This is a genomic window from Bradyrhizobium neotropicale (assembly GCF_001641695.1).
Taxonomy (GTDB): Bacteria; Pseudomonadota; Alphaproteobacteria; order Rhizobiales; family Xanthobacteraceae; genus Bradyrhizobium; species Bradyrhizobium neotropicale.
This window is the reverse complement of the sequence record NZ_LSEF01000025.1, coordinates 98,314-111,967: the sequence shown is the minus strand read 5'-3', so window position 1 is coordinate 111,967 and position 13,654 is coordinate 98,314. Positions and strand designations below refer to the sequence as shown.

Genomic DNA, 13,654 nt, shown 5'->3' with positions numbered 1-13,654 from the left:
CAATCTGCGTTATTCAACTGCAGTAAGAAATATTCTTTGGTTTAAACGATCGGCCTTACATTTATCCGTTGGTATATGGTCGCAGCCTCAACTTAGGCGGTGATACTCAAAAGCTCCCTGTTCGAGTCCACAAACCGTCTTAAAAAAGTCTTCGCCCGCGGCGAATTCCGCATTGGGTGACGGGGTAGTTCAGCGGCTGATTCAAAATCGAGTGGGTGGTGCAGTTCAAACGCCGGTGATCGGTGTGCTGCGTTGATGCTCGGTGACGAATTGGGGTCCGCCGTGTGGGAGAGATAATGCATGACGACGTACTATGTGAGCTCTGAAATTGGTAAGGCTAGCAACGCGGGCACGTCCGCGGATGCTCCTTTGGCTACCTTGCAGGCAGCCGCAAACCTGGTGAAGCCCGGTGACACCGTCCTGGTGATGAACGGTACTTATACGGGGACGGACAACGGCAAAGTGCTGGAGATTACCACCAGCGGCACGGCGAGTGCCCCTATCACCTTCCAAGCTGCCCCTGGAGCGACGCCAGTCATCGACAACGCCGGCACCTGGAATGGGATCGTTGTCTCGGCGAACTATATCGTCATTAACGGCTTCACTGTGCGGGGCGGTGCGGCCAACTACAATTTGAGCCAGGCGATGGGGGGGAGCACCGGCGACCCGGCCCTCAATGGAAACGGTATCGCCATCATTCCGGGCGGCAGCGCCTCGCTGCCCCACAACATCACGATCGAAAACAACACTGTCTACAACCAATCGGGCGGCGGCATCTATACTGAGGGAGCTGACTATGTGCAGATCCTGAACAACGTCGTGCACGACAACGCGCACTGGTCGCACTATGGCAATAGCGGCATCTCTGTCTCTACCTCGGTGAACCTGGACAACAATGCCGGTCCCCATTTCGTCATAAGCGGCAACACTTCCTATAACAACGCGCAAATGGTGCCCACCCAGGGCGGCAACGTGATCACGGATGGCGAAGGGATCATTCTGGACACCAACCCCGGCTATACGGGACAAATGCTTGTCCAAAACAATACCGTCTACAACAACGGTGGACCCGGCATCGAGTCATTCCAGACGGACAACGCGGTCATCAGCGGCAACACGGTCTATGGAAACAACACGCAGCACACTCAGGCGGCAAGCGACTCGACAATTTTCATAAACCAGTCCAACAACAACACGGTAAGCAACAACTCCACGACCGCGCCCAGCGCACCCTCGACGCCGACGACCCCAACCACGCCGACGACCCCGACCACCCCCGTCAACGTCGCGCCGACGGTGACTCAGGCGTCCGCTTCGCCGGGGACGGGAACGGAGCACGTCGGTGACACCGTCACAATGACGCTCGGCTTCAGCGAGGCCGTGACCGTCACGGGTACGCCGACGCTGTCGCTCAACGATGGCGCAAAGGCGACCTATGTCAGTGGCTCGGGCACGAACTCGCTCACCTTCAAGACCACGGTCGCGTCGACCGACACGAATACTTCGGCGCTCGCCATCACTGGGGTCAATCTGCCGACCGGTGCGAGCATCAAGGACTCCGGCGGTCTCGCAGCGAACCTCTCGGGTGCGGTGAAGACGTTCTCGGGTCTCCAGATCTCGAACTCGTCGAGCACGCCGACGACCCCGACTACCCCGACGACGCCGACCACCCCAACGACGCCGACAACCCCCGACAACGTCGCGCCGACGGTGACCCAGGCCTCCGCTTCACCGGGAACGGGAGTCGAGCTACCCGGCGACACCATCACATTGACGCTCGGCTTCAGCGAGGCCGTGACCGTCAGTGGTACGCCGACGCTGTCGCTCAACGATGGTGCAAAGGCGACCTATGTCGGTGGCTCGGGCACGAACTCGCTCACCTTCAAGACCACGGTCGCGTCGACCGACACGAATACTCCGGCGCTCGCCATCACCGGGGTCAATCTCCCGAACGGGGCGAGCATCAAGGACTCCGGCGGTCTCGCAGCGAACCTGTCGGGCGCGCTGAAGACGTTCTCCGGCCTCCAGATTGATCCGCCGTCATCGACGCCGACGACGCCGACCACCCCATCGACGCCGTCCGTGACCAAGCCCGTCCTCTCCGTCGCGGATAACTCGCTCTGGGTGGCTGGGAGAGGCGGTCATGTCGACCTTGGGACAACGGTGACAACGACTGATTCCAACGATCAGGTCACCCTGAACATCAAGGGGCTGCCGAGATACGAGACGATCACCACCAGCGACGGCACCAAGTTCCACGGCAGCGACATCACCTTGACTGCCGCGCAAGTCGACGGCGGACTGACGCTGACGTCGAACTACAGGGGCGGAGGTCAGCCGGTTGCGACGCTTACGCTGACGGCAAGCGCGAAGGATCCGACCACCGGTGCGGTCTCGACGGCCTCGCCGCAGACCATCACCGTGACGGATCCTCGCGGGTCGACTACCTCCACTGGGACGCCGTCGACCGGCACGGACACAGGGGCCTCAGGCCATGGCCATGGATGTTGGCACCACCACCACCATGGCAGCTCGGTCGCGAGCGGCGGGACCACCACGACCGGCACGAGCCAGGGGTCTGCTCTGCTCAGCGAGATCAGGGACTTGGTCGCCAACAGAGGCGTCGCGACCTCTGCGTCGCCGATCACGGCGGCGGATACCTCGCATGCGAGCGGATCGACTGCTTCGTCCCTGGCAAGCCAGAGCTTCGCACTGCTGAATCAGTATCTGGCGGGTAACACCGGTCGGGTCGACCCCGGTCAGATCGTGGCAGCCGTGTCGAATGGCAACACCTGGGCACAGAACTCGTCGCTCCTGACCAGACCTCAACACTGATCCACTGCCGCACCCAGGCGCTCGGCGCCTGGGTGCGGCACCATCAGTCTTGGACAGTCTTGGAAATGCATGAGAAGCAACATCGCACGCGGCCATGGCCGCGAAACATTCGATTATCAATTTCGCGCGTTAATCCGACAGAAAAATCGAGTGCGTGTCTTCCGCCGAATCGGCTCGTGTCGGCGCAAAATACATGGGGCCTGAATACGTGTGCATAAATCACATTTCGAAAGTTTTTTCGCCATTTTTGCTTATTAACCACCGGCCCAGCAGTTGGGGGGCCAGCTTCCAAAATCCCGCTGCTTTGAAATCCCCTCGCGGTTCGAGGCTGCAATGCTTTGAAATCTGCTCGTGGTCCTAGGCTGCGAGCATGCGGTATGTCGCGCGCCTTCGCGATGCGCGGCAGTGGAATCCCGGTCTTCAACTTGGCCTGCCAAGAAGTTCGTCGAGTGTCCACAAGTGCGTTGGCCGGTAACTCCGGCCGGGTCGATGCGTTCAGATCGTGCTGGCGGTATCGAATGGCGCCATCTGGTGTCAGGACCCGTTCCTGACCAGGCCTCAGCACTGATCCGCTTCCGCAGCCCGGTGTCAGGGTGCGGTACCAACAGTTTTGAAATGCATAAGGAACATCAAACGCGGCCGGGTAGCCGCGAAGGGTTGAGTAAAAAATGGCGATCCAGAACGGAAATGCCCACGCCGCAGATCTGGGGCTTCGAGCCCTGGCTCTCTTCCTGCGCCTTCATGGCGTGAACGCCGGGCCCGACCAGCTCCTCGACCGATGCGAGGGCGGTGTGATCGGTATCCCCGCGCTGCTTCGCTGCGCGCGCGAGTTTGGAGTCGAGGTCCGTTCGCGGACTACGCATTGGAAGCGACTTGCGGGCATCGGGCTACCCGGAATCGCATCGCTGCGTGACGGCGGATTTCTGCTGCTCGGAAAGGTCGACGACCGCGGCGCGTTGGTGCTGCATCCGGCCTCGACGTCTCCGAAGGTGATGACGCGCGCGGAATTCGAAGAGATCTGGGATGGCCGTCTGATCCTGACTGGAACGCAGAATGTCGCCAATCGGGTGCTTCATGCGTTTGCCGGCTTGGCTGTCCACGCGCGTGAGCTGGCGGGACGTACCAGGGACGCGCTGATGCGCGCCCGCGCGCTTCATACGTTTGTCGCAGCCCTCCACGGGCGTGAGCTGGCGAGGCGTGCCGGCGATGCGCTGATGCGCGCTCGCGACGCCTTGATGCGCGCCCGCGACGTTTTGATGCCTGCGAGTTTCGCCGATCGTAGTGATATGCCGGTCGAGGCAGCGTTCGCGCAATCCGAGAGCCACGATGAGGCCGGGCTCATTGCCGTGGCCATCTTGCTGCGTTGCCATGGCATTGCGGCCGACCCGGGCCAGATCCGGCACCGGATCGGCACGGCGCGCGTCGGCGTTGCCGAAATTTTGCGCTGTGCCAAGGATTTCGGGGTCAAGGCGCGGGCACAGAGGACGAGCTGGAGCCGGCTCGCGGTGACTCCGCTGCCGGGCATCGCTCTGCTGCGCGATGGCGGATTCCTGATTCTCGGCAAGTTCGTCGACGACACGCTCCTCGTTCAGCGTCCGTTGTCGCCCCGCCCCGAAACTATGACGCAGGCCGAGCTCGAGGCCATCTGGGATGGCGACATCATCCTGATGACCCGGCGCGCGGCCCTGACGGATCTGTCCCGGCGCTTCGATATCGGCTGGTTTGTCGGCGCAGTTCACAAATATCGCCGCCTTCTCGGCGAAGTGCTGGTCGCCTCGTTCTTCCTCCAGATCTTTGCCCTCATCTCGCCGCTGTTCTTCCAGGTGGTGATCGACAAGGTGCTCGTACATCGAAGCATGAGCACGCTCGACGTTCTGGTCATCGGCCTTGTCGCGCTGACCGTGTTCGAGACCGTTCTTGGCACGCTGCGTGTCTATCTGTTCGCGCACACGACGAACCGCATCGACGTCGAGCTCGGCGCCCGGCTGTTCCGTCACTTGATGGCGTTGCCTATCGCCTATTTCCAGGCACGCCGTGTCGGCGACTCGGTTGCGCGCGTCCGCGAGCTCGAAAACATCCGCCAGTTCCTAACGAGCTCGGCGCTCACGCTCGTGATCGATTTCCTGTTCACCTTCGTCTTCCTTGCGGTGATGTTCTATTATTCGACGACGTTGACGCTGATCGTCATGGCGTCGTTCCCGTTCTACATCGGCATTTCCGCGGGAGCCGCGCCGCTGTTTCGCCGACGCCTCGACGAAAAATTCAATCGTGGCTCCGAGAACCAAGCCTTCCTGGTCGAGAGCGTGACTGGCGTCGAGACGTTGAAGGCGATGGCGGTCGAGCCGCAGATACAGCTCCGCTGGGAGGAGCAGCTCGCCGCCTACGTGAGCGCTAGCTTCCGCGTGCTCAGCCTGAACAACACGGCGAGCCAGGCGGTCCAGATGATCAACAAGCTGGTCGTGGCCGCGACGCTTTACTTCGGCGCCAGGCTGGTAATCGGCGGCGACCTGTCCGTCGGCGAACTGGTCGCGTTCAACATGCTGGCCGCCCGCGTGAGCATGCCGGTGCTGCGACTCGCGCAGATGTGGCAGGATTTCCATCAGGCCCGCCTGTCGATCGATCGCCTCGGCGACATCCTCAACACCATTCCCGAGCCGAGCTTCAATCCCGGCCGGGCTGCCCTGCCGCCGATCCGCGGGCAGGTCACGTTCGAGCATGCGACCTTCCGCTACCGCATCGACGGCCCCGAGGTGCTGCACGACGTGTCGTTCAACGTCGAGCCCGGTCAGGTCGTCGGCATCGTGGGCTCCTCCGGCTCGGGCAAGAGCACCATCACCAAGCTGGTCCAGCGTCTCTATGTGCCGGAAAGCGGCCGCGTGCTGGTCGACGGCGTCGACCTCGCGATGGTCGATCTGGCCTGGCTTCGACGCCAGATCGGCGTCGTCCTGCAGGAGAACGTGCTGTTCAACCGCTCCATTCGCGAGAACATCGCGCTAGCCGACCCGGCCGTGCCGATGGAGCGCGTGATCGAGGCTGCCACGCTCGCCGGCGCTCACGACTTCATCCTGGAGCTGCCCGAGGGCTACGACACCGTCGTCGGCGAACGCGGCAGCAGCCTGTCCGGCGGGCAACGCCAGCGCGTTGCGATCGCGCGCGCACTCATTACCGACCCGCGCATCCTCATCCTCGACGAGGCAACCAGCGCGCTCGACTACGAAAGCGAGCGCGCGATCCAGCAGAACATGAGGCGAATTGCCGCCGGCCGGACCGTGTTCGTCATCGCGCATCGGCTCTCGACCGTGCGCAATGCGAACCGGATCATCACGCTCGAGCATGGCCGCATCGTCGAGGACGGCAGCCATGATGAGCTGATCCGTTCGAACGGGCGTTACGCAAACCTTCATTATCTGCAGGCCGGTATCCATGACGTCCGCTAGCCGAAACATCATCGCATTTCCGCGAACCGAGGTTCGTCGCCGCGAGCAGGAAATTGCGTTCTTGCCGGCGGCGCTCGAAATCACGGAATCGCCGCCGTCGCCGGTCGGACGCGCGATCGCGGCGAGCATCATCGCGGTGTTCTGCATCGCGCTGGTATGGGCGGCGTTCGGTACCGTCGATATCGTCGCGACCGCTACCGGCAAGATCGTGCCGGGCGGACGCACCAAGCTGATCCAGCCGTTCGAGACCGGCGTTGTGCGCGCCATCCACGTGCGCGATGGGCAGAGCGTCAAGTCCGGCGACGTCCTGATCGAGCTCGACCCGACCATGACGGAAGCCGATCAGGAGCGCCAGAAGAGCGATCTCGTTGCGGCCGAGCTCGACGTCGCGCGGCTGCGGGCTGCGCTCGCGCAGGACCCGCTCGCCGCATTCCGGCCGCCGCAAAGCGCAAGCGCCGCAGACGTCGAGATGCATCGTCAGTTCCTGATCAGCCAGCGCGCCGAGCAGAATGCCAAGCTCGCCGAAATCGAGCGCCAGCAAGGCCAGAAGGAGGCGGAGCGGGCGACGACGTCGGCAAGCGTCGCGAAGCTCGAGGCGACGATCCCGGTGCTGCAGGAGCGCGTCGACATCCGCAAAGGTCTCGTCGAAAAGGCCTTGGCTTCGAAGGTCGTCTATCTCCAGGAGTATCAGGAGCTCGTCGGGCTGCAGCAGGATCTTCTCCTGCAACAGAGCCGGCTGCGAGAAGCCGACGCGGCCATCGCCCTGCTGAAGGAAACGAAGGACAAGACCGCTGCGGAGTATCGGCGCGCAACCTATGACTTGCTGGCGAAAGCCGAGCAGAAGGCTGCGAGCGCTCAGCAGGAGGTGATCAAGGCCGAGCGGCGCACCAAACTCCAGCAGCTAACCGCGCCGGTCGATGGCGTCGTGCAACAGCTCGCCGTCCATACGGTGGGAGGTGTGGTGACGCCGGCTCAGGCGCTCGCGGTGGTCGTTCCAAGCGAGAGCCAGCTCGAGATCGAGGCCATGCTCTCCAACCGCGACATCGGCTTCGTCCATCCCGGACAGAAGGCGGAAATCAAGATCGATACTTTCAACTTCACGCGCTACGGGCTTCTCCACGGCGACGTGCTCAGCGTGTCGTCGGACGCCATCACGCGCGACCGTCCACAGGGCGGCTCGAATGACCGGACGGCGGGCTCGGCCCAGGGCGGCAGTGAGCCGAAGGGCCAGGAGCTGGAATATGCCGCGCGCATATCGCTCGATCGGTCGCACATGCAGGTCGAGGACAAGCTGGTCAAGCTGGGTCCCGGCATGGCCGTGACGGTCGAGATCAAGACCGGCGCGCGCAGGATCCTCAGCTACCTGCTCTCGCCGTTGGCGAGATACAAGCAAGAAGCGCTGCGTGAGCGATAGGAAGAGGGGGGCTCGAGCGTGAAAAGCGAACTCACGCTCGGGCCGCTTGCGGCGGCGACCGATGGTCCGGTAAGCCCTACGGCGGCGGATGCCGCCGCGAGCTCGGTGCCGCCAACGCGGGACAGGCCAAGCGTGACGTGTCGCCGCGGCTCAATCGCCTCGAAGCAGGCGCCCGTAACGACGCGCCTTCACATGGTTTGGCAGCGGCGTCGGCATCTCCATCGGAGGCGATGCCTCGATCGGCTCGACGTTGGACGCTACGTCGATCGTATCGAAGGGCCGTTTGCCGATCTGGACGGTCGGAGGCGAAGCGCCGATCCTCGTGTTTGCCGACGGCGCCGGAAACCAGTGGTTCATTCCCCAGATCGCCGCCTGGGTCCGGTTCTGAACCCGGATCTTGCGAAGGATCGCCTTGACGTGAACCTTTACGGTCGCCTCGGCGACGTCGATCTTGCGCGCGATGGACTTGTTGGAGTCGCCCGCGATCAGGCACCGCAGAACCGATTTCTCGCGCGGTGACAACTGCTGCGCCGGCTGGTCCTCCTCCATGGCGAGGAGTCTGGGATCGCCGTTGTCCTGCCGCTCCAGCTTTCGGTCAATATCGCGCTCCGGTTCGAGTGCAATTGACATCAGAGACGCCGGTGGGAAGACGGTTTCGCCCATCATCAGCAGTTCAATGGATTTGATGAAGGCATCGCGCGTCATAGCATCGACGAAATAGCCGTTGGCACCCGCGCGAAACGCGGCAACCATCTCGTCCCGCCGATAGTGATCGGTGACGATCGCAATACGAACTTTTGGATTGCGATCCCGCAGGAATTCGAGTTGCTCGATCACCGTATCGAACTCGTCGCCGGTATGTAGCATTAAGGCCAGCTGATCTTGCGGTTGCAGCTTGCCCGGCGGCAGGTCATCGACGCATGATACAGAGGTCAGAGTGCGAAAATTCGCCGATCTCAGTATTCCGGCGATGCCCTCTCTTATTAATACGCTTTTTCCAATAACAACCGTTGCGATAAATCGTCGCCTCAACATTTTTCACTCCCAGCCCTTGACGCAATGACAATCTAGACGGGGCAGTCGACATCCGGTGCTGGCACGAGGGAATGCTGTTTTGGTCCTGAAATGGTCTTGGTCTCGAAATCGGTCCCATCGTGTAGATCGCGGCTGTCGTAGTCCTCTCTTGTCTCCTTTCGTCGCTCTCCTTGGCAGAACTCGGGGGGTCCGCACCCCGTAGTTCCCAAAGCCTTGATTATTTCGCGGAGCCTTTTCTGAATGTTAGATTCTAATTACCGATATCCATATATATCTTTGGTTATAGGCGCTCTGGGGGTGAGCTTAAATGTCGCGCGGCTGCAGCTTTGAAGTCGGCGGGCGAAAAAACGCCGCTATAGGTTGCAATTATGCATCCTATGCGCGAGTTAACGATAAAATGATTAGCAAGGATTGTGTATTCTTCTTAACAGAATCGGCGAACCTCGTGTGCTACGGTGGAGTCGTTCGTACCAATCCTACCGGCATCCTACGGAATGTGCCGGTAGGGAAAACGTGGCAGTGTTTGCGGAATAAGCGGGGGTCAGGGGCGGTTCATCACGTTGGGGGAGGTTGGGATCGCCCAGATGGGTCGTATCAGTGTCGTCATAGCGGACCGGCATCCGGTGGTGCTGTTGGGCTTAAGTGGCCTGCTCGAAGCCGACCGCGACTTCAAAATCGTTGCGTCCTGCAGTGATGGCGCGGGCTTCATTGAGGCGTTGCGCAATCTCGAGCCTGACATTGCCATCGTCGATGTCGCGCTGCCCGGTCTGTCCGGCCTCGAACTTCTTTCCATTGTGAACTCGGAAGAACTCCAGACGCGATTGGTGTTCTTCACGACGGCGGAGCATGGGCGCGAATTGGTCGCGTCAACTGCGATCAATGGTCACAGCATCTTCTTGAAAGAAGTGGCGCCAGAAGTACTCCTGCAGGCCCTGCGTCAAATCGCGGAAGGCCGCGACCTTTCGCCTCTGCCTAGGCCGGCTCCTCGCGATCAGGGTTCGGAGGATGCCTTGATGACGCTGACGGATCGCGAACGCCAGATCATACGTCTGGTTTCGGAAGGATTGTCGAACAAGGCAATCGGGCGCCGGCTGAATATTTCGGATGGCACCATCAAGGTGCATCTTCATCATGTCTTCCAGAAGCTCCAGGTCTCCAATCGCACGGTGCTGGCAGCACTTGCTCTCGCTCGGGTCGGCAGCGCGAGTGAAGTGGCTCCAAAAAAGGGGCGGCCACGCATTCGCCGCAGCTGAATGGCGTTAGTCGCCAGCACACTCTTTCTCCGATCCGGCCGTGTTCATCGACCGCGACAGTATTGTGGCGGTGGCCATGCATCTCGACAGCGGTTTCATCGAGGACTGACGTCAGGCAGCATCGCGGCTGCACGATGATGTGGCGCGCGATGCCTGGATATGCTCGCGCGCGTCTCCGATGGAGAACTCTGACGCGCGACAGGGTTTCTCGTTGGACACACCCGCGCTTTGGCATTGTAGTGGCGCCTTCAACCGGGATGCGGCTTGCGTCCGCCAAGAGTGGAATCAGACAAGCGCATCAAGCCCCAGCGCCGCAATTTGGGATTACCACCAAAAGGGTATTCTCGATTCGAAATGCGGCGCATGAGGTCTACCCCCTCATGACCGTTCGATCGGCGGCTGCGCGTGATACACTTCGCCCTCTGCGTTGCTGTTTATCTATTCATTTGATTTTGAGCGCTCGTCGCTGACGCGAGGTCAGCGCCAAGGCTCCCGAAGAGGGCCCTGCAATGATCCCCCGGCGCAAGCCATTTGTTGAAGATCTTTCTCCACCGCAATTGCGTTCATCCACACTCAACCCGCCGCTCGACGAAGTCGGACAATTTATCGAATACATCTGCGCCGATGGCGACTGCCTGCACCTCAACTCGCAGCAGCGCGTTCCGCTTCCTCCGCCGGGGAAGGTGGTGGTGCTGCGGGAGGGCATGCTGGCAATTGACGCAACGCCGGCCAAAGGAAAGTTGCAGGTGCTGGACTTTCTCGTCGCCGGCGACGTGCTGTCGGCCGCGACGGTGCTTCCCGCGCCCGGCGTTTCGCTGAGGGCGATCACTCGCGCATCGTTGGTGTCCCTGGATCCGCCCTCCGCCAATCGGATCGTGCCGGTGCATGATTACTGGGCGTTCCTGGTCATGCGGTGCCACAATCAACTGGCACGTGCCAACATTCATCAATTGCTGGTCGGTCGCCTCGAGACCGAGCAGCGCGTCGCCTCGTTCATCCTGGCCCTGGCACTGAGGAAGGGGCGCATGGACTCCCGCAGCGTGACGGTCGAGCTTCCGATGTCGCGCACCGACATCGCCAACTATCTCGTCATCAACTGCGACACGTTGAGCCGCACGATGATGAGGTTCTGCGACAGCGGCCTGATCGAGCGAGAGAGCCGCCATGCGATCCGCGTCGTCGACGTCGAGGAGTTGAAGAAGAAATCTCCACTCGCGTCTCTGTTGTCGGCGATGTTCGAGAAGCGCGCGGGCCTGGAGGAATTCGGGAGCAAGTGTCAGGCCGAAGCTCGCACGTCTGAAGACGAAGATCGCCGCGTCACGCCTCTGGTCCTGACAGTCGCCGGACTAACGCCGCTGCCCGCAACTTATCCTCACTCTCCGCGCGGCGGACTATAGATCTTCGAAGCAATCGTCGGCTTCGCCGGGCAGGGCCGGTTTCTGCTCCCGTTCCGGACGCGTGGCGGGCATCATCAAGAAAATGAGAAATGTGAGGGATCTCACACGGCGGCTTCGAGTCCTGCACTAGTCAGAGCTTCTACTCTCGCAGAACCAACGGAGGTTCGCATGAAGCTCCTGATGATCTCCGGCCTCACCGCCCTCGCGGTTATCGTGGGCGCGACGAATATGCTTCGATCGCATCCATCCTCGGAGAATCGCGCATCGGTGGCAGGGATGCCCGCTATGCGAGAGATGCATAAGGCGCAACAGGGCAGACTGGCGGTTGAAGATTTCGAAGATCGATCCCTGGTGTTTCCAAGGGGAGCACAGCCGTAGAGAGAATGCTGCCGTGCGTCTTGAACAATGCGTCGGGCGGTTTGTTCGCCTGCGGGAGCCGCAGCGTCATAGGCTGTATCTCAAGGGCTCATAAAAATCGGGTTGATCCCAGCGGGATCGCCGAGCAGTCCGAAGGACTGAAGCAACTCACGGTGGAGGTCAACCTCAAGGACAGCCAATAGCAGCGCTAGCACGGCGACGATGTAGATCAGCAGTGGCGAGGCGTCCCGGGCGGGCGAGTCGCGGTGTCGCGGCGGAAACACGCGAAAGTGCCACAACCGCGAGATGAGCTGCAGATATGTCTTCGGGTGAATCTGCATGTTCGGCCTCGATCTGTGAGGCGCCATAAGACTGCTATCATGTAGGTCGCCTTTCAAGGCGCCGCTTGTCGCACCTGGAACCCAATGCGAGGTCCCCTCGTTGAGCTGGATCAAACGGGTGCGTTTTTGCCCAAGGGCCCCAAGCCTGTCGGAACGGACACGCGAGATCTGCAGAACGACCGCCGGCAGGAGCTGACGGGCGTCGCGGGTCGGCATTTGGCCGTGCCGCTAAAGCCAGGCGGAATGGCACGGGGCGTCGCTGTGAGTATCTCCGACAGCTAATGGATTTGACCTTGCGTCTCGCCACCGTGCTTCTGACGGCTTCGCTGCTCCTTGCGCTGCAGCCCGCACAGGCGCAGTTGGCGGGACACGGCGGGCCTGTCCGTGCGATCGCCGTTTCGGTCGATGGCAAGACGGTTCTGTCGGGTAGCTTCGACACCGCAGCGATCCGATGGTCCCTCGCAACCGAGTCCGCCGAGCAGGTCCTTCGCTTCCATTCGGGCGCGGTGAATGCGGTTGCCTTCCTCGGAGATGGAAGAATGGCAACCGCCGGTGCGGACGGCCAGATCGCCATCTGGGTGCCGGGCCGGCCGCAGCCGGATCGGGTTCTCGAGGGCCATGCGGGACCTATTGCCGGGCTCGCCGTTTCGCCTGATGCATCGAAGCTCGCATCAGCCTCGTGGGACCACACGGTGCGGATTTCATCGCTGATCGACGGTGGGACGCGCGTGCTGCAAGGTCACTCGCAAAACGTGAACGGCGTGGCCTTTGCCCCCGATGGAAAATCACTGGTGAGCGTGGGTTATGATCTCACGGTGCGGATCTGGCGCCCGCCGGACGGCAGCGCCGAGGTCGTCACGGTGCCGTCGCCGCTGAATGCCGTAGCCATCTCGCCTGATGGCGAAATCGTCACCGGCGCAGCAGACGGAAAGCTGCGCATGCTGAGTGCCGATGGCAAGGGAAATGGCGAGGTCATGGCCAGCGCCACGCCGATCGTGGCCCTGGCGATCTCGCATGACGGCGCCTTGATCGCTGCGGCGGCGATTGACGGCACTGTGACGATCGTCGATCGCAAAACGCGCAGCGTGGTGCGAACGCTCGCCGCGCTCGGCATGCCGGTCTGGTCGGTTGCGTTCCTGCCCGATGGCGCGACGCTCCTGACCGGCAACGCCGACGGCAAGATCAGGCGCTGGAATGCACTGACCGGCGAAGCGATCGGTTCGAACGTGCTGGGCGCGCCGGCGGATCCGCTCGCCGCCTATGCCGGCGATCACGGCGCCGAAATCTTCAGGGCCTGCGTCGCCTGCCACACATTGTCGGAGACGGAGGTGCAGCGCGCCGGCCCGACGCTTGCCGGGCTCTTCGGCCGGAGGATCGCTTCGCTGCCGGGCTACCGCTTCTCCGACGCACTCAGGGCGATGGACATTGTCTGGACGCCGGAGACTGTCTCAAAGCTGTTCGAAATCGGGCCGAACGCGTATACGCCCGGCACCAAGATGCCGGAGCAGCACATCGGCTCAGCCGAAGATCGCCGCGCGCTCACTGACTTTCTGGCGCGTGCGACATCGAAGTAGCTCGATCTAAA

Annotated in this window: 9 protein-coding genes and 1 pseudogene; 8 read left to right on the top strand and 2 right to left on the bottom strand. The window is 61.9% G+C overall.

Going from position 1 to position 13,654, the window contains the following annotated elements:
* The first annotated feature begins 300 nt into the window (after positions 1 to 300).
* The 4 genes and pseudogenes from AXW67_RS04470 to AXW67_RS04460 all read left to right on the top strand — a co-directional run bounded on the left by AXW67_RS04470 (position 301) and on the right by AXW67_RS04460 (position 7,686).
* Positions 301 to 2,835: a right-handed parallel beta-helix repeat-containing protein gene (locus AXW67_RS04470; protein WP_082907758.1), complete on the top strand. Its 2,535-nt coding sequence runs from the start codon at positions 301 to 303 to the stop codon at positions 2,833 to 2,835.
* Between the two features lie 668 nt (positions 2,836 to 3,503).
* Positions 3,504 to 3,818: pseudogene (locus AXW67_RS44975) on the top strand (cysteine peptidase family C39 domain-containing protein); the annotation flags it as partial.
* Between the two features lie 303 nt (positions 3,819 to 4,121).
* The gene (locus tag AXW67_RS04465) at positions 4,122 to 6,272 is read left to right on the top strand and encodes a type I secretion system permease/ATPase (RefSeq protein WP_051311434.1); all 2,151 of its coding nucleotides are present in this window, start codon (positions 4,122 to 4,124) and stop codon (positions 6,270 to 6,272) included.
* Entirely contained in the window at positions 6,259 to 7,686 is a 1,428-nt protein-coding gene (locus tag AXW67_RS04460) for an HlyD family type I secretion periplasmic adaptor subunit (RefSeq protein WP_063676857.1), read from the top strand. The genes AXW67_RS04465 and AXW67_RS04460 overlap by 14 nt, the downstream gene beginning before the upstream one ends.
* A 150-nt stretch (positions 7,687 to 7,836) precedes the next feature.
* Here the strand turns inward: AXW67_RS04460 and AXW67_RS04455 are convergent, their stop codons facing one another.
* Positions 7,837 to 8,721: a LuxR C-terminal-related transcriptional regulator gene (locus tag AXW67_RS04455; RefSeq protein WP_145927411.1), complete on the bottom strand. Its 885-nt coding sequence runs from the start codon at positions 8,719 to 8,721 to the stop codon at positions 7,837 to 7,839.
* 584 nt (positions 8,722 to 9,305) lie between these two features.
* On the opposite strand from AXW67_RS04455, the gene AXW67_RS04450 reads away from it, so the two are divergent.
* From AXW67_RS04450 to AXW67_RS04440, 3 genes are all read left to right on the top strand, one after another.
* Positions 9,306 to 9,974, top strand: a complete 669-nt coding sequence (locus tag AXW67_RS04450; protein ID WP_082907756.1) for a LuxR C-terminal-related transcriptional regulator — start codon at positions 9,306 to 9,308, stop codon at positions 9,972 to 9,974.
* A 509-nt stretch (positions 9,975 to 10,483) separates the two neighbouring features.
* Positions 10,484 to 11,371 (top strand): Crp/Fnr family transcriptional regulator, encoded by an 888-nt coding sequence (locus AXW67_RS04445; RefSeq protein WP_082907755.1) that lies wholly within the window; start codon positions 10,484 to 10,486, stop codon positions 11,369 to 11,371.
* Positions 11,372 to 11,539: 168 nt separating this feature from the next.
* Entirely contained in the window at positions 11,540 to 11,749 is a 210-nt protein-coding gene (locus AXW67_RS04440) for a hypothetical protein (protein ID WP_063676855.1), read from the top strand.
* Positions 11,750 to 11,829: 80 nt separating this feature from the next.
* Here the strand turns inward: AXW67_RS04440 and AXW67_RS04435 are convergent, their stop codons facing one another.
* The gene (locus AXW67_RS04435) at positions 11,830 to 12,069 is read right to left on the bottom strand and encodes a hypothetical protein (RefSeq protein ID WP_063676971.1); all 240 of its coding nucleotides are present in this window, start codon (positions 12,067 to 12,069) and stop codon (positions 11,830 to 11,832) included.
* A gap of 281 nt (positions 12,070 to 12,350) precedes the next feature.
* Between AXW67_RS04435 and AXW67_RS04430 the strand changes: the two genes are divergently transcribed.
* Positions 12,351 to 13,643: a c-type cytochrome gene (locus AXW67_RS04430; RefSeq protein ID WP_063676854.1), complete on the top strand. Its 1,293-nt coding sequence runs from the start codon at positions 12,351 to 12,353 to the stop codon at positions 13,641 to 13,643.
* Positions 13,644 to 13,654: the final 11 nt, after the last annotated feature.

Excerpts from the sequence above, each read along its gene's own strand:
- AXW67_RS04435 (WP_063676971.1), bottom strand. The coding sequence starts at position 12,069 with ATGCAGATTCACCCGAAGACATATCTGCAGCTCATCTCGCGGTTGTGG.
- AXW67_RS04430 (WP_063676854.1), top strand. The coding sequence starts at position 12,351 with ATGGATTTGACCTTGCGTCTCGCCACCGTGCTTCTGACGGCTTCGCTG.
- AXW67_RS04440 (WP_063676855.1), top strand. The coding sequence starts at position 11,540 with ATGAAGCTCCTGATGATCTCCGGCCTCACCGCCCTCGCGGTTATCGTG.
- AXW67_RS04450 (WP_082907756.1), top strand. The coding sequence starts at position 9,306 with ATGGGTCGTATCAGTGTCGTCATAGCGGACCGGCATCCGGTGGTGCTG.
- AXW67_RS04465 (WP_051311434.1), top strand. The coding sequence starts at position 4,122 with ATGCCGGTCGAGGCAGCGTTCGCGCAATCCGAGAGCCACGATGAGGCC.
- AXW67_RS04460 (WP_063676857.1), top strand. The coding sequence starts at position 6,259 with ATGACGTCCGCTAGCCGAAACATCATCGCATTTCCGCGAACCGAGGTT.
- AXW67_RS04470 (WP_082907758.1), top strand. The coding sequence starts at position 301 with ATGACGACGTACTATGTGAGCTCTGAAATTGGTAAGGCTAGCAACGCG.
- AXW67_RS04455 (WP_145927411.1), bottom strand. The coding sequence starts at position 8,721 with ATGTTGAGGCGACGATTTATCGCAACGGTTGTTATTGGAAAAAGCGTA.
- AXW67_RS04445 (WP_082907755.1), top strand. The coding sequence starts at position 10,484 with ATGATCCCCCGGCGCAAGCCATTTGTTGAAGATCTTTCTCCACCGCAA.